17 protein-coding genes and 1 pseudogene are annotated in these 16,476 nt (G+C 35.4%); 8 read left to right on the top strand and 10 right to left on the bottom strand.

Annotated features, from left to right (window positions below; translation table 11 throughout):
* Position 1: 1 nt before the first annotated feature.
* The 10 genes and pseudogenes from ADH81_RS03905 to ADH81_RS03945 form a co-directional block, all read right to left on the bottom strand.
* A complete protein-coding gene (locus ADH81_RS03905) occupies positions 2-250 on the bottom strand; it encodes a DUF3173 family protein (protein ID WP_049526606.1) in 249 nt (82 codons plus the stop codon).
* Positions 251-1,423, bottom strand: coding sequence for a Rep family protein (locus ADH81_RS03910; protein WP_049526608.1), 1,173 nt, complete (start codon positions 1,421-1,423; stop codon positions 251-253).
* Positions 1,424-1,569: 146 nt separating this feature from the next.
* Complete coding sequence (locus ADH81_RS03915; protein WP_049526609.1) at positions 1,570-2,172, bottom strand: hypothetical protein; 603 nt, start codon at positions 2,170-2,172, stop codon at positions 1,570-1,572.
* A complete protein-coding gene (locus ADH81_RS03920) occupies positions 2,169-3,263 on the bottom strand; it encodes a cell division protein FtsK (RefSeq protein WP_049526611.1) in 1,095 nt (364 codons plus the stop codon). Before ADH81_RS03920 ends, ADH81_RS03915 begins: the two co-directional genes overlap by 4 nt.
* A gap of 3 nt (positions 3,264-3,266) precedes the next feature.
* Positions 3,267-3,599 carry a hypothetical protein gene (locus ADH81_RS03925; protein ID WP_049526613.1) on the bottom strand — a complete coding sequence of 111 codons (333 nt, stop codon included), beginning with the start codon at positions 3,597-3,599 and terminating at the stop codon, positions 3,267-3,269.
* 234 nt (positions 3,600-3,833) lie between these two features.
* Positions 3,834-5,000 carry a helix-turn-helix domain-containing protein gene (locus ADH81_RS03930; RefSeq protein WP_049526615.1) on the bottom strand — a complete coding sequence of 389 codons (1,167 nt, stop codon included), beginning with the start codon at positions 4,998-5,000 and terminating at the stop codon, positions 3,834-3,836.
* 54 nt (positions 5,001-5,054) lie between these two features.
* A complete protein-coding gene (locus tag ADH81_RS03935; protein ID WP_049526616.1) occupies positions 5,055-6,098 on the bottom strand; it encodes a DUF6287 domain-containing protein in 1,044 nt (347 codons plus the stop codon).
* Positions 6,099-6,164: 66 nt separating this feature from the next.
* Positions 6,165-6,272, bottom strand: a pseudogene (locus tag ADH81_RS11630) (LPXTG cell wall anchor domain-containing protein); the annotation flags it as partial.
* 122 nt (positions 6,273-6,394) lie between these two features.
* Positions 6,395-7,846 (bottom strand): hypothetical protein, encoded by a 1,452-nt coding sequence (locus tag ADH81_RS03940; protein ID WP_049526617.1) that lies wholly within the window; start codon positions 7,844-7,846, stop codon positions 6,395-6,397.
* A 162-nt stretch (positions 7,847-8,008) separates the two neighbouring features.
* Entirely contained in the window at positions 8,009-8,614 is a 606-nt protein-coding gene (locus tag ADH81_RS03945; RefSeq protein WP_049526619.1) for a recombinase family protein, read from the bottom strand.
* Positions 8,615-9,174: 560 nt separating this feature from the next.
* Between ADH81_RS03945 and ADH81_RS03950 the strand changes: the two genes are divergently transcribed.
* The 8 genes from ADH81_RS03950 (at position 9,175) to ADH81_RS03985 (ending at position 16,336) form a co-directional block, all read left to right on the top strand.
* A complete protein-coding gene (locus ADH81_RS03950) occupies positions 9,175-9,882 on the top strand; it encodes an IspD/TarI family cytidylyltransferase (protein WP_049526620.1) in 708 nt (235 codons plus the stop codon).
* Positions 9,883-9,886: 4 nt separating this feature from the next.
* On the top strand, positions 9,887-10,909 hold the full coding sequence (locus tag ADH81_RS03955) for a ribitol-5-phosphate dehydrogenase (RefSeq protein ID WP_049526622.1): 1,023 nt from the start codon (positions 9,887-9,889) through the stop codon (positions 10,907-10,909).
* Between the two features lie 12 nt (positions 10,910-10,921).
* Positions 10,922-11,791, top strand: a complete 870-nt coding sequence (locus ADH81_RS03960) for a phosphotransferase family protein (protein ID WP_049526624.1) — start codon at positions 10,922-10,924, stop codon at positions 11,789-11,791.
* Complete coding sequence (locus ADH81_RS03965) at positions 11,781-12,659, top strand: DMT family transporter (protein ID WP_049526626.1); 879 nt, start codon at positions 11,781-11,783, stop codon at positions 12,657-12,659. The genes ADH81_RS03960 and ADH81_RS03965 overlap by 11 nt, the downstream gene beginning before the upstream one ends.
* A gap of 12 nt (positions 12,660-12,671) precedes the next feature.
* On the top strand, positions 12,672-13,361 hold the full coding sequence (locus ADH81_RS03970; RefSeq protein WP_049526628.1) for a CTP--phosphocholine cytidylyltransferase: 690 nt from the start codon (positions 12,672-12,674) through the stop codon (positions 13,359-13,361).
* 248 nt (positions 13,362-13,609) lie between these two features.
* The gene (locus ADH81_RS03975; protein ID WP_049526630.1) at positions 13,610-14,410 is read left to right on the top strand and encodes a dihydroorotate dehydrogenase electron transfer subunit; all 801 of its coding nucleotides are present in this window, start codon (positions 13,610-13,612) and stop codon (positions 14,408-14,410) included.
* 10 nt (positions 14,411-14,420) lie between these two features.
* Positions 14,421-15,359 carry a dihydroorotate dehydrogenase gene (locus ADH81_RS03980; RefSeq protein WP_049526632.1) on the top strand — a complete coding sequence of 313 codons (939 nt, stop codon included), beginning with the start codon at positions 14,421-14,423 and terminating at the stop codon, positions 15,357-15,359.
* 65 nt (positions 15,360-15,424) lie between these two features.
* Complete coding sequence (locus ADH81_RS03985) at positions 15,425-16,336, top strand: bifunctional riboflavin kinase/FAD synthetase (RefSeq protein WP_049526634.1); 912 nt, start codon at positions 15,425-15,427, stop codon at positions 16,334-16,336.
* Positions 16,337-16,476 lie beyond the last annotated feature (140 nt).

A 16,476-nucleotide genomic window follows, 5' to 3' on the forward strand; every position in this document is an offset into this window, starting at 1 on the left:
ATTATTTTCCTCTTTCTATGTCAGTAGCGAAGAGTACAGTATCTATTATATCATTTTTTGAGATGATTTTGAATCCAAGAATTTCTTCGGCAATAGTCTTTGGTATTCTTCCAATCCTTTTATTTGTATAAAGTTTGAAACCTCTTTCGACAAGTAATTTTTTACCCTCTCGTATAACACGTCTAGCTGTGCCTTCTGGATATCCTTGATTTGCGATATCTATGTAGGTAACTGTTTGAATTTCTTGCATTTATTCATTCCTTTCCTTTTTCTTATTCAATTCTAAAAATAACTGGTACGATTTGTCTTGAATAGTTTCTTCTCTATCAGTCTGATTTTTAAAGGGGTTTGGTAATTTATTGCCATGGTCTATATAAAACATCTGGTCCATTGGTTCGTACTTGTAAAATTGCAGATGTTCTTTTTTTACTTCGACTACTAAGGATAATCTTCGCATTAGCTGGCCCCAAGAATCGATATGACTTGTTTTTCTTTTCTTAGTTAACTCTAAAAAGAAATCATAGGGAGAGTAGGGGCTAGTGATGATATAAATATTAGCTAGTAACGGCTTATCAAAATAACGACTACTTGCCATCGCTTTAACATTGTAAGGGTCAAACATTTTGAGTAAGTCTGAGTAGTCAAATTGATGGGGGCGTAATTCGTCTAAAATAATCACGTGTTCTAAATTGTATTGTTGAAAAGGGTCACGGATTGAGCCCGTAATAAAATAGTTAAGGTCATACTGTTCTGCGTATTGACGTGCTAGACGAGTCTTCCCTGTTCCCGCTTTTCCAAAAAGCCAAATAATCGTAACAATTTCATTATTGTCAATCATTTCTTGTCGCCATAGTTCAGCTTGTGTTTCTAGTCGTTTTAAATAGACGGTTTCTATTTTTTGCCTTGCTTTGGCATATTGTGAACCAGTAAGTCGTTGTTCAATTTCTGATTTTGTAATATCACCAGTATAAAGTAGATCAAGTAGATTATCTATAATCATAGTGTCATTTATTTCATATCGTTTGGTTACATTTTTTTCGATTGTGTCTAATAAGAGTAAATAGTCAAAATTCGCAATAACTTCCTTGGGAGAATATTGGTATTTATCTTGATTGGACTCCGTGTGATGAACGAGGTATGAATAAGCATTGTTAACTGAACCCCTCCACTGCTCAAAACACTGTATTGGTTGTTTAGTCAACTTAGCAAGATTGTTCAAACTTCTAGCACTTTCAAACTGTAAAACAAGGTGTATATGTGGTGCGACAAGGTGTCCATCTTGCCCAATATCCTTATCATGCAATATTCCCGCAAAACGAATCGGTTTTAGAATGTTCGTCATATACTCGATGATATCTTGTAAATTTGAAGATTGGAAATACTCAATCTGTTGAACAAACATAATATTTCTGGCTTTTGCCATTTTCAACTCCTTTCTTTTTTTTGGAACAATGGAACAAAATTATACTGCTTCAATAACGAGCCCTGAAGCAGTATAATAAAGCTCTCAAATGAATTGAAACAAAACCAGCTCGGAGCTCTTGCCTTACGGCAAGCTCCGCTGGTATTTTAATCATTAGAGATTCTCTCTCCCTCTATATCATATGAATAATCATTTTGATTAGAGAATTGATATAAATTCTGATATTTACTAATCAGATTTTTACGCAAAAATTCTGCTTTATCTTTTAAAATTTCGTCAACCATAAGACTTTGTGCGTGTGGTATAATAACATAAATATAGTCACCCGTTAAAATACATCTGATAGAGTAAATGACAGACTTATACTTTTTTAAAACATCACTATCAATCATTTTAGTTTCACTTAGCATTTGTTTTCGTACTATCCTTAATAGATCTACTGTTTGGAAAAAGTTCAAAAACTTATCTTCTTTTATCCATACGATGCAAAGAAGGAGATGAGCTAAAAGATAGATGATTAGGACAATAGTCATTGCTTTAAATAGTATAGATTGTGTTATTTGAAAATCATCTAAAATTTGGCTCCAAACGTCCCAAGGGATAATGGTGCTAACTTGGTTGATAAACCATATACCTGCTAGAGATAAACTCCACAGAAAGCTCAAGAGTAACTCTAAAGGCAGTAAGTAGTAGAGTTTATCGGTAATGATAGTGCTATTTCTCATGATTTTATTGTTAATGTTTTTCATATATTTTCTCCTTTAAATGTTGGTATAAGCAATGGCATAACATTAGGTGGTGTTATACCGTCAATAACTTGAACAATACCAGTTCCTTTTCCGTTAGGGATGACGATACCAGTTTCTGACTCTAAATCTGGAAATAGAAAGGTTGTTGTTTTGTGATTAATAGGGCCCAACTGAATAAAAAAGTTTCCCTGATGACGTATAGCGATTGGTAGAGCATTTGTATCCATACGTTGACTAGCTAAAATGAGATGAATAGAAGTCGTACGTCCAAGTAGTGCAATATTAGATAATAGTGCAAAAAAGGTCTCTTTAACATTTTTGGAGGTCAAAGATGTTAAAGCAAGCAATTCGTCAATAACTAGAAAACGGTGTTGAAATTTTTTAGAAGGATTTTCAAGAAGTTTCGTTTGTCTTTGATAGATAATGTCTAGTTCTACTTTTAGCAGCATGTTCACCTTAGAAATAAATTCATCAGCTGAGAAGTCTTTCTCTTGATAAAGAACTTGTATGTTCTGTTTTAAGCAGTAACGAGAGATAGAATCGCATTTAGGGTCTACAACTGTTACATGAGCAAATTGATTAATAACAGAGATGAGAAAGGTCAAAGCGTAGCTCTTTCCAGAACCAGAAGAACCAGCAATCAAACAATGAACGATGCGATTAAAATCAATTCGATAGTTTTTCATGAGTTCAAAACTATCGTTTTTAACAGAGACGTCGGATAGATTTTGATACGTCAACCGTTCAGGTATTCCCTTAAAGAATGGAAACCTAAAAGCACGACTAGTGTTAATACTCGAACTATCACGTTTGACGATATAGGCAGAAGGCTGTTTTAGAAATGTCAACAAAGGATAAGCACTTGTGGACAAAATTTGAAAAATCTGTTGGTATAGATTATTATCCAAAATATATGCACAAGGAAAACGAGGTACAAAGTCTAGATAATTGTCACCATAGATGAATTGGAAGGAATTAGTAGTTGAAGAAATAGAGCTGTTTTGCAACCCTATTTCTACACACTGAACCAAGTATTCAGTATCAACTACGAATTCCTGTTTATTTTCTGTTTGAATAAACGGAAATGCCATTGGTTATTTACCTCCTTCTTTGATAATTTTTACAGAATCTGCCTTAAAATAAACATTACTTTTCACTTTACAAGCAACAGGATTAATTAACTCAACCTCTGCGAATTGTTCAATTTCTTGCGAAGTGGGGAATTTGACAAGAAAAGGATTCTGACCAGGGATAATGAAATATCGGCTAAATCCATCTACTTCGTCAGTCCTCTTATTGTCCTTATAGACCCACTTAATCTCTTCTTCAACGGACAATGAACTAAAGATAGGTTTTTCTCCAAATATTTCATGGAAAAGGGCGACATTGTATCCATAAACTGGATTTCTATATTTAAATGCACTCATGTGCTATTCCTCCATAATCAGCATGCTTAGAATTTGCTGATTTCTAATAAAAAATATTTGTGTAATGAACTAGGTACCTTTGTTGCTCTTTACATAAGCTATTATATTTGGTTTTAATAAGGAGATTGTATACACTAAAATGAAATTTAGAGATAAAATTGTATACATTGGAAGAAAGAATATACGATATGCAAGAAAAAAGACTTCACGATTTTAGTCGTAAAGCCATTATTTTTACTCGTAGTCTTGATTGTCTATGAAATCATTTACGTAGAGAGTTAGATGCTTATCTTTTGCTTTTTCGTAAAATTTGATAAGTTTTGTTAAATCAGAATATAGTTTGAATTTATCATAGTTTTTACTAGTATCCTTATATTTACTATGTATCTTTTCTAAAAATAAATTCTGGTATTGAAGTAGCTGTAGAAATTGAATATGAAATAGACTATTATTTTTATCTACCTGTTCTCTTTTTAGTTCAATTACTAAAAGATAGTACAAATCATCTTCCAATAGAATATTTAGAAGAGAATCCGAACTTAAATAGTCTATTATTTTGCAAGAAGAATTATTTTTACCTCTAGTATTTAATCTTTCGTTAAATGTTTCTATAAATTTATCAAAAATTAAATCAATTATTTTATATATAGTATGTTCGAATGCTTCAAATATATAGATAATATTTTCTGGTTTACGTAGTAGAACAGAAGTAATATCTCCTAAATCAGTAGTGTACCAGGTTTGAAGTTGGGAATTGACTTTTTCAAAGTCTCTAGCATAATCAGTTTGTAATTTACGTTTAAAAGAAACACTGTGTTGTTCATCTTTTGATTTAAAAGGAGTATATTTATCAGGATAGTTATCTGAATAATAAAAAACGGAATTTATGAAGTGCTTTTGGAAAGTGGGATAGCTTAGTAGAAATTTTAATACTATATTTCCTAAACGTTCAGTTTTTTTATTAGGTTTGATACCGAGAGATTGAGATTTATGGTATAAATCTCGCCAAGTCTCAGATGAAACAGAGTCAATTTGAACATCTATATTATTTAACAGGCATCCTAAAAGTAAAATTTTTATGATTTCTTGTTTCTGTTCATTATTTCCTAAAAGCAATTCATCTTGATTACAATCAAGGGTAGCGGTTAATGCATTGATTTGATTTTCTGTTAAAAAACTTCTAGTATAATCGTAAATCTTACCTTTTTCTATTTGACTAAGATTTCCTCTTGTTATTCCAGTTTTTGGATCAGTTTTTGTATCTCCTGTTTCTTTTACAATCTTATCATATGCGCATTGAGAGATATGAGTAGAATAATTTTTAAAATTAAAATTTTTCCTTTCTCTATCCAGTCTAATACGTTCTCCAATATTTTTATATAAATATTCTGTAAAATCCATGATTTCCTCCTTATCAAAAAGAACCGCCAATGAGCGGTTCAGTAGTTCATTTAATTATTGAACCTTATAGAAAAATCCTGAGCTATTTCCTTCTATAAGTTGTTGTCCGGTCCATAGTCGTTCTTGGCTAATATCGGATGGGTCCTTATATCCGTTTTCGGGTGAAGAAGTGATATCCATTGTCAAAGGAATTCCTGCAGGTAAAAAGGCAATAGCAGAACCACCAGCACCTCCATTTTTAGGAAGTAAAGTAGCCTTAAGGTAGTAGTCAATTTCTTTAGAGTATTCAATTGAAACTTGCGAATTATCACTAACCAGTCCATGTTCATCAAATACAAGTTCTACACCAGCACTATTGCGCCATGTACCAGAAATGCTTGAAAAATCACCGTTTTGGATGGCAGATAGATTCATTCCTTTAATTTCTTGTGAAGGTGTTGTTTCTCCTGATATTGGCTTTGTTACAGATTTCCAAGAAAATGTATCTTGGTTCAGTAGTGATGGTCTAGTTCCTAATCCAGCTTCTGTATCTGATTCAGTGAGTAATTCTAAGTCAGGTGTATTTGTATTTATTTTATAGAGCTTGTGAGATTGTTTACCGCCAGATGCACTTGAAAGTTGAAAATATCCATCTTCAAGAGGGATAAAAATCACTTTTTCTCCGATAAAATCTAAATGATTTTCTGCATTAGTGAGTTGAATAACTTTATCATTCTGAATCGTTCTGATGTCTAAAATATCATGTTTTCCTGACTTAATTTTCAGAGCAATGATTAGTTCGTCCGTCCCATTTTTATCAAAATCATATAGACAGTATTCAATATCTGAATATACTTGTGGAGAATTATCTTTTAAGTTAGCTTTGGGATTAATATCCTTGGAGGGTTTATTTTGTGGTTGAGAATATTTTTCTATTACCTCGTTATATAAACTATAATCCGTTTTCTTCACTTCTGAAGTTGAGCTGGAGGATTCCGTGCTCGTAGAACTCGTCTGTTCTGTACTGGCTGAAATAGTAGCTTCTTGCTTTTGTTGGCAGGCTACAAGAGTTAGGCTAGTTAAAGCAAGAATAGTAAATAAAGTTGTTTTTTTAATCATAGCTAATTTTGTAATGTTAGAACTGTTTAAGTTTGTAGGTTAGTTCTCTACAGTTGTTTGCACTCTTTACCCACGTTTACGTTTTACGATAAATCCTAGTCCAGCGATTGAAAGGATAGTACCTAAAATACCAAGAATAGATGTTGATTCACCGGTGTTTGGTAAAATCTTTTTGTCATTATTTTTATTGTCATCTAGCTTAGTAGTAGAAGTGCTAGTAGTTTGTTGTTTTTCTTGTGATAGCGTATTATCAGAATTTTGTTTGTCTGTCTTTGTATCACTAGTTTTATTAGTGCTTAATTCATTTTTATCTTGCTTACAGTGTTATTATTAGTATTTTGTTTATTTTTGTCATTGCTTGGCTGTTGATTGTTATTAATGTTGTTTGTTGTCTGGTCTGATTTAGGTTTTGTAGTACTGTCTTTTGGTTTTTCAGGTTGAGTAGTAGATGTTGTGTTATTTTCTCCTGTTAATGTAACCTCTATGCTAAAGACAAAATGGCGTTTTCTTTTATCAGTATTTTGTCCGTAAGTTGGTCCTGTAGTCCCTTCAACTGTTAGAATGTAGTTTCCTGGGGTAAGAGATGGCTCAAAAATAGTCCCTTCAAGAAGATTAGAATAATACAAAGCATTCGGTTCTTTTAATTCTTCAGACAGACCTTCTAATACAACACCAGTTTTAGCAACTTCTTTCCCTGTTGCCTTCTCAGTTAAAGTTGCTTGAATGTTTGGAAGAACTGGGCCAGCATGGGGAACCGCTTCAGGTAATTTCGCTTTAAATGTTAATCCTGTAGAGGTTGTTTTTATCTCAGTAAATTTAAATTTACCAGTAATTTCCTTGATGTCATTAGAAATTTTCCCTTCATCTGCTGGTTTAGCTGGAGTTTCAGGTTTGACATCTTCTACAGGCTTAGCTGGAGTAACAGGTTTAACATCTTCCACAGGTTTAGCTGGAGTTTCAGGTTTCACCTCTTCTACAGGTTTAGTAGGAGTTTCGGGTTTGACTTCTTCCGCAGGCTTAGCTGGAGTAACAGGTTTAACATCTTCCGCAGGCTTAGCTGGAGTTTCAGGTTTGATGTTCTCCACAGGCTTAGCTGGAGTTTCAGGTTTAACATCTTCTACAGGTTTAGTAGGAGTAACAGGTTTGACCTCTTCTACAGGTTTAGCTGGAGTTTCAGGTTTGATATCTTCTGCAGGTTTAGTAGGAGTAACAGGTTTGACCTCTTCCACAGGTTTAGCTGGGGTTTCAGGTTTGATATCTTCTGCAGGTTTAGCTGGAGTAGCCGGTTTAACAGCTTCTACAGGCTTAGTAGGAGTAATAGGCTTTGTAGTTGAAATCGAAGGATTTGCATCTTTAACTACCTTACGAGCAGCAGCTTCGATATTCTTCTTCGCTTGTTCAGCAGTTACACTTGCACCCGAATAATCTTTGTAGGCACGAATTTCACCACTCACAAGGTAGTTTGAAGTTCCATCTAACGCTGGCCCAGCATTTAAGGAATAATCTTTATAGCCATCAGTTGCCTCTAAGATTTCAGAGGCACGCCCTTCAGCATAAGCATTAGCTTCTTCAAAATTCTTAAATACTGCATCAGTCTCGAACGTCACTGTTGGGAACCCGTCTCGTTCCGTAACTGTAACTTCACTTGCGATAGCAGTATTAGATTGCGTAATTCCACCAGCGATACCTATACTAGCAGTTGCAATTACAGCGGTAGCAAAAAGTTTAATTTTTGATTTTGTCTTCATTAAAAGAGACCTCCTATTTTTATGAAGCAATCCCTTGTCCAATAATGTAGACTTTTATGGACAAAATTGATAGAATAAATATCGAAGATATAATCCATCAAAGTACTAAATTTTCCATTATTTTGGATTGAAAATGGTTGAATATTAGTTGTCCAAAATTTTCTACCTTTTTTGACAAAAACTATAGTTTTTTAGCCAATTATGAAAAGTACTTTTTGAAACTCCTAAGATTTCTGCTCCCTCACGAATAGTTATTTCTTTTTGTCTGTGTTTTACGGCTAAATCATAAAATTTTTCTGGAATATTTATCTTAGGTCTTCCGAATTGTTTTCCTCTTTTTTGAGCTTCTCGAATTCCTTCCAGTTGTCTTTGTTTGATTTGTTCTCTTTCCATTTGTGATACATAGGACAGAACTTGCAAAACCAAATCAGAAATTAGTTTACCAGTGATTGTATCGCTGGTATTTTTAGTATTCAAGAGTGGAAAATCTAAAACGCTGATATGTACCTTCTTTGTCTTAGTCAGTAACTGCCATTGTTCTAAAATATCATCGTAATTTCGTCCGAGCCTATCAATTGATTTGATGATTATTTCATCACCTGTTTGTAGAACCGTTAGCAATTTTTGGTATTCCGTCCTGTCAAAATCTTTTCCAGAGGCTCTATCTATAAAAATTTGATTTTTGGGGATATTTTCCAATGACAAAGCAGACATTTGTCTATCGATATTTTGCTCCTTAGTGGATACTCGTACATAACCATAACGCATAAGGTTACCACCTATCTTTTTATCTCTATTTTAGACGAAAAGAAAACTACCGCCCAAAATGAGTGGTAGTTTGGTGTACTCTTTGCTACTGTATTTTTTTGCCAAGATTTTGTCTTGTTTGCGTGAATAGTAGTGTTAGATAAAAAATCCTAAAGACTTAAAGTCCTTTTAAATCAACCTTTTGATGTTTACAAAAATTAAAAACACTATGTTCAATTTTTGCATATTCATCATGGTGGTATATAGCTTCCTTTTCTATTATTTTCCCTACTATTTTAACAATTTTAACTAGAAAAGTCTATTTTTAATTTTAGTACTCTTTTTCTATCTTAATTCATTTTAAGATTTCTTTAAGTTTTCTATAATATTCTAAAGAACTCTATATTAATGGAAAGATGGATTTGAAAACCTACTTTTTATCATTCAAGATACCTTCCCAAAAAGTATGTAACAACCCTCTTTCTGACTAGAGAATTCTAGTATTTATTTCGATAAAGGGCTAGATTGTGATATAATAGTTAACAATAAGTTTTTTTAGAATGAACTAAAGGAGTATAAAAATGATCTACGCTGGAATTTTAGCAGGTGGAACCGGCACGCGCATGGGGATTAGTAATTTACCTAAACAATTTCTTGAGTTGGGCGATCGTCCAATCTTGATCCATACAATTGAAAAATTTGTCTTGGAGCCAAGTATTGAAAAGATTGTAGTTGGAGTTCATGGGGACTGGGTTACACATGCTGAAGATTTAGTTGAAAAATTCCTTCCGCTTCATAAAGATCGTATCATCATCACCAAAGGTGGTGCAGATCGAAATTCTAGTATTGAAAAGATCATCGAAGCTATTGATGCTTACCGTCCATTGACCGAAGATGATATCGTGGTGACGCATGATTCAGTTCGTCCTTTTATTACTCTTCGAATGATTCAAGACAACATTGAACTTGCTAAAAACCATGATGCTGTTGATACGGTGGTTGAAGCAGTCGATACCATTGTAGAGAGTACAAACGGACAATTCATCACAGATATTCCAAACCGTGCCCATCTCTATCAAGGACAAACTCCACAAACCTTCCGTTGCAAAGACTTTATCGATTTGTATGGTTCTTTATCAGAGGAAGAAAAAGAAATTTTGACAGATGCATGCAAAATCTTTGTCATTAAAGGGAAAGATGTAGCCTTGGCTAAGGGTGAATACTCAAATCTTAAAATCACAACAGTTACAGACCTGAAGATTGCTAAAAGCATGATTGAGAAAGACTAGAGACATGATTAATCAAATTTATCAACTGACAAAGCCAAAGTTTATCAATATCAAATATCAGGAAGAGGAAATTGATCAAGAGAATCAAATCCTCATTCGACCAAATTATATGGCGGTTTGTCACGCGGATCAACGCTACTATCAAGGGAAACGTGATCCAAAAATCTTATCAAAGAAACTTCCAATGGCTATGATCCACGAGTCTTGTGGAACGGTCATTTCTGATCCAACTGGTACTTATCAAGTCGGTCAGAAGGTTGTCATGATTCCAAATCAACCACCTATGCAGAGTGACGAAGAATTCTATGAGAACTACATGACTGGAACTTATTTCCTATCGAGTGGTTATGATGGGTTTATGCGAGAATTCGTATCACTTCCTAAGGATCGTGTGGTTCCCTACGAGGACATCGAAGATACAGTAGCTGCCATTACTGAATTTGTCAGTGTTGGCATGCACGCCATGAATCGTTTCTTGACAGTTTCTCACAGTAGACGTCAGCGTATTGCAGTTATTGGCGACGGTAGTCTAGCTTTTGTCATGGCTAATATTATCAACTATACCTTGCCTGAAGCAGAGATTATCGTCATTGGTCGCCACTGGGAGAAATTAGAACTCTTTTCTTTTGCTAAAGAGCTCTACATTACGGATAGCATCCCAGAAGATCTTAGTTTTGACCATGGTTTTGAATGCTGTGGTGGTGATGGATGTGGACCTGCTATTAATGACTTAATTCGTTACATCAAACCACAGGGAACCATTCTCATGATGGGCGTTAGCGAGTATAAGGTTAATATCAATACTCGTGATTCCTTGGAAAAAGGTTTGCTACTAGTCGGATCTTCTCGTTCTGGACGAATTGACTTCGAAAATGCCATCCATATGATGGAGATTAAGAAGTTTGCCAATCGTTTGAAGAATATCATTTATCTGGAAGAACCAGTGAGAGAAATCAAGGACATTCATCGAGTTTTTGCAACAGACCTTAATACTGCCTTCAAGACAGTATTTAAGTGGGAAGTCTAATGGAGGATTATTGTGAAGGAAATCGTTAAAGAAAAGATTGCTTCTTTATTAGTTGGTGATGAAGAAATTCAGAGCGTTGAACAGTTGGGTGGAATGACCAATCAAAACTATTTGGTTAAAACATCCTCAAACCAGTACATCGTTAAGTTTTTCGGTAAAGGTACGGATAAATTAATCGACCGCCAGAATGAAAAGTACAATCTTGAATTGTTGAAAGATTTAAAATTAGATGTAGAAAATTATCATTTCGATATTGAAGCAGGAATTAAGGTTAATCAGTACATTGAAAATGCTGAAACGCTTGATTCAACTATCATTAAAACCAAATTTGAAAAGATTGCGCCAATTCTACAAACGATTCATGCGTCTGGTAAAGAATTAAAAGGAGAGTTTGCTCCATTTGAGGAAATCAAAAAATATGAATCCTTGATTCAAGATGAAATCTCTTATCCAAATTATGAAGCTGTTAGAAAATCGGTAATTTCTCTAAAAGACCAACTTGAAGAAATTGGAATTGATAAGAAATCATGTCATATTGATTTGGTTCCAGAAAACTTTATTGAAGCGCCAGATGGACATCTTTATCTGATTGATTGGGAATATTCTTCCATGAATGACCCTATGTGGGATTTGGCAGCTCTCTTTCTAGAATCTGAATTTACACCGGAAGAAGAGGAAGAATTTCTAGCTTATTACGAGAGTGAACAGACACCAGTTTCTAGGGAGAAAATTCGTATCTACAAAATTTTGCAAGACATTATTTGGAGTCTTTGGACTATTTACAAAGAAGAAAATGGTGCAGATTTTGGAGATTATGGTGTGACTCGTTATCAAAGAGCTGTTAAAGGTTTGACATATTATGGAGGTTCAGATGAAAAATAAAAATGGAGTTTCCTTTGGTCTACTATCAGGTGTATTCTGGGGATTAGGATTAACTATTAGTGCTTATATTTTTTCAATCTTTACAGAGCTGTCACCTTTTGTAGTAGCAGCAGCACACGACTTTCTTAGTATTTTTATCTTGCTAGGATATCTTTTAGTTAAAGAAGGAAAAGTACGCTTTTCAATCTTCTTGAACATTCGAAATGTTAGTGTCATTATTGGAGCATTATTAGCTGGGCCGATTGGTATGCAGGCTAATCTCTATGCAGTTAAATATATCGGTAGTTCTTTAGCTTCTTCGGTTTCAGCAATTTATCCTGCAGTTTCTGTCCTTCTTGCTTTCTTTATTCTAAAGCACAAGGTTTCTAAGAATACAGTTTTTGGAATTTTGTTAATCATTGCAGGGATTATTGCCCAGACCTACAAGGTTGAACAAGTCAATTCCTTCTATATTGGAATTCTGTGTGCCTTGATTTGTGCTCTTGCTTGGGGAAGCGAAAGTGTTCTAAGCTCATTTGCTATGGAAAGTGAACTCAGTGAACTCGAAGCTCTCTTGATTCGACAAGTAACTTCCTTCCTGTCCTATCTTGTTATTGTTCTCTTCTCGCATCATTCATTTGCAGAAGTGGCAAACGGACAATTGTTGGGACTTCTGATTGTTTTTGCAGCATGTAATATGATTTCTTATCTTGCCTACTACATTGCTATCAATCGATTGCAACCAGCAAAGGCAACTGGTCTAAATGTCAGTTATGTAGTATGGACTGTTTTGTTTGCAGCAATTTTCTTGGGGTCGCCCCTTAATTTACTAACCATCATTACTTCACTTATCGTAATGGCTGGTGTTTACATTATTATTAAAGAATAAAGGAGAAAGCGCGTGAAAGCGATCATCTTAGCAGCTGGTTTGGGAACTCGTTTGAGACCCATGACAGAAAATACACCCAAAGCCTTGGTTAAAGTCAATCAAAAACCTTTGGTTGAATATCAAATTGAATTTTTAAAAGAACGTGGAATTGATGACATCATCATCGTTGTTGGTTATTTAAAAGAACAATTCGACTATCTTAAAGAAAAGTACGGGGTTCGTTTGGTCTTCAACGATAAGTATGCTGATTACAATAACTTTTACTCTCTTTACTTGGTGAAAGAAGACTTGGCCAACAGCTATGTTATCGATGCGGATAACTATCTTTTCAAGAATATGTTCCGTAATGATATCAAGCGTTCAACTTATTTCAGTGTTTATCGTGAAGATTGTGATAATGAGTGGTTCCTAGTTTACGGAGATGATTACAAAGTTCAAGATATTATTGTCGATAGCAAAAATGGACGCATATTGAGTGGTGTATCATTCTGGGATGCTCCAACAGCTGAGAAGATTGTTGGATTTATTGAGAAGGCATATGCAAGTGGCGAGTTTGTGGACCTCTATTGGGACAACATGGTTAAAGATAATATCAAAGAACTAGATGTTTATGTAGAAGAGTTGGAAGAAAATTCTATCTACGAAATTGACAGTGTCAAAGATTATCAAAAATTGGAGAAGATTCTGTCTTCACAAAAATAAGCAACTTTTATGAACTGATACCTTACCTATTTTTACTTGACTTTTTAGGTTTGATACAGTATACTAGTGAAAATTTAACCTTTAAGGGCAGTCCAGAGAGACTCACAAGGTGTCAGATAGAAAATAGATTACACAAACTTCGAATAAACACAGTTTATTTGATTCTTTTCTGTAAGTATCTTACTGAAACCTTGCGATTGCAAGGTTTTTCTTTTTCTGAACCCCTTAAAATTTAAGGAGGAAAATTTATGAATCAAAATTGTAAAAAACGCATGGGTGCTATTCGCTTGGAAACTATGAAAGTAGTGTCTCAAAAGGAAATCGCACCAGCAATCTTTGAACTAGTACTTCAAGGAGAAATGGTTGAAGCTATGAAAGCAGGCCAATTTCTTCATTTACGAGTTCCTGATGATGCTCATCTCTTGCGGCGTCCGATTTCAATCTCGTCTATAGATAAGGCTAATAAACAATGCCGTCTTATCTATCGTATCGAAGGTTCTGGAACGGCAATTTTTTCAACCTTAAAAACAGGTGATAGCCTAGATGTTATGGGACCTCAGGGGAATGGTTTTGATTTATCTGATTTAGAGCAGCATAGTCGTGTTCTCTTAGTTGGTGGCGGAATTGGTGTGCCTCCTTTACTTGAAGTAGCTAAGCAACTGCATGAGCGTGGTGTAGATGTTACAACGGTTCTAGGATTTGCGACCAAAGATGCAGTTATTTTGGAATATGAATTATCCAAATATAGTCAAGTCTTTGTGACAACTGATGATGGATCTTATGGGATCAAGGGAAATGTCTCAGTAGTGATTAAGGAATTTGATAACGAATTCGATGCAATTTACTCATGCGGTGCACCTGGTATGATGAAATATATCAATCAAACCTTTTACGAGCATCCAAGAGCTTATCTATCTCTTGAATCCCGTATGGCCTGTGGTATGGGGGCTTGCTACGCTTGCGTCTTGAAAGTACCTGAAAGTGAAACAGTTAGTCAACGTGTGTGTGAAGATGGTCCTGTATTTAAAACAGGCACAGTAGTTTTATAAGGAGAGTGTCATGACTGCAAATCGATTACAAGTTTCTCTACCAGGTTTAGAATTAAAGAATCCTATCATTCCTGCTTCAGGTTGTTTTGGCTTTGGTCAAGAATATGCCAAATACTATGATTTAGACCTTTTAGGCTCTATCATGATTAAGGCGACTACGCTTGAACCAAGGTTTGGAAATCCAACTCCACGAGTGGCAGAAACACCTGCAGGTATGCTCAACGCTATTGGTTTACAAAATCCAGGTTTAGAGGTCGTTCTCTCTGAGAAACTACCATGGCTTGAAAGAGAATATCCAAATCTCCCTATTATCGCCAATGTTGCTGGCTTTTCAAAACAAGAATACGCAGCCGTTTCTCATGGTATTTCTAAGGCAACTAACGTGAAAGCCATTGAGCTCAATATCTCTTGTCCTAACGTCGATCATGGAAATCATGGACTTTTAATTGGACAAGATCCTGAGTCGGCCTATGATGTGGTGAAGGATGCCGTAGAAGCATCAGATGTGCCCGTTTACGTCAAATTAACCCCTAGTGTGACGGATATCGTGACTATTGCAAAAGCAGTAGAAGATGCTGGAGCTAGTGGTCTCACAATGATCAATACCCTTGTGGGGATGCGTTTTGACCTTAAAACCAGAAAGCCGATTATCGCAAATGGGACAGGTGGCATGTCTGGACCTGCTGTATTTCCTGTAGCTCTAAAACTAATCCGTCAAGTAGCTCAAACAACCAAGCTTCCAATCATTGGTATGGGAGGAGTGGATTCAGCTGAAGCGGCCTTAGAAATGTATCTGGCTGGTGCCTCAGCAATTGGTGTCGGAACAGCCAACTTTACGAATCCCTATGCTTGTCCAGATATTATCGAAAATCTACCAAAAGTCATGAATAAGTACGGGATCGAAAGTCTAGAAATGTTGCGAAAAGAAGTCAGAGAAAGTTTGCTCTAAGTTTTATGTCCTGAATTCAGTCTAAATTGTTTTGAAAGCGCCATTTTTCTGGTATAATAAATACTATGATTATTACAGTACCTATTAAAACAGAAAAAGATATTGCAACACCAGGACCAAACGTCCTTGTACTTGGTTATTTTGATGGAGTTCACCTTGGACATCAAAAATTATTTGATATAGCTTCTAACATTGCTGCTGAAAAGCGCCAGGGAGTAGCTCTAGTAACTTTTAACGAATCACCAAAACTAACTCTGAATCAATACTCACCTGAACACTTATTGCATATTTTGAATGCTAGCGAACGTGAACGTCGATTGAAGCGAGCTGGAGTTGAGAGCTTGTATTTGATGGATTTCACTAGTCGAGTAGCAAATATGACTGCAAAAGAATTCATTGATACCTACGTCAAGGAAGCAAAGGCAGATACGATTGTAGTTGGTTTTGACTATACTCTTGGTTCAGATAGAAAAACAGCTGAGGATTTAAAAGAACTCTTCCATGGTGAAGTGGTTGTTGTTCCACCAGTTGAGGACGAAAAGGGGAAAATTAGTTCAACGCGCATTCGCCAAGCCATTCTAGAAGGAGATGTAAAAGAAGCAGGCAAACTTTTGGGATTCCCTTTACCAACGAGAGGTGTAGTGGTTCATGGAAATGCTCGAGGTCGAACTATTGGCTTCCCAACAGCTAATCTAGTCAACTTGGATCGGACATATATGCCAGCTGATGGTGTTTATGCCGTTGACGTTGAAATTCAAAGAAAAGTCTATCGTGGTATGGCGAGTCTAGGTAAAAATGAAACCTTTGATGGCGAAGAAGAGCGTTTTGAAGTTCATATCTTTGATTTTTCCGACGATATCTATGGGGAAACTGTCATCGTTTCCTGGTTGGACCGTATCCGTGATATGGTAAAATTCGATAGCGTTGATCAATTGATTAAGCAACTAGAAGAAGATGAACAGATGGCAAGAAAATAGAATTTGAAATAATAGGAGAGTTTGAGATTATCTCAAGCTCTTTTTTAGATAGGGAATTAGCAATCTAATACTCTTCAAAAATCAAATTCAAACCGCGTCAACGTCGCCTTGCCGTACTCAAGTACAGCCTGCGGCTAGTT

The organism is Streptococcus pseudopneumoniae, from assembly GCF_001072925.1.
Classification (GTDB): Bacteria; Bacillota; Bacilli; order Lactobacillales; family Streptococcaceae; genus Streptococcus; species Streptococcus pseudopneumoniae_Q.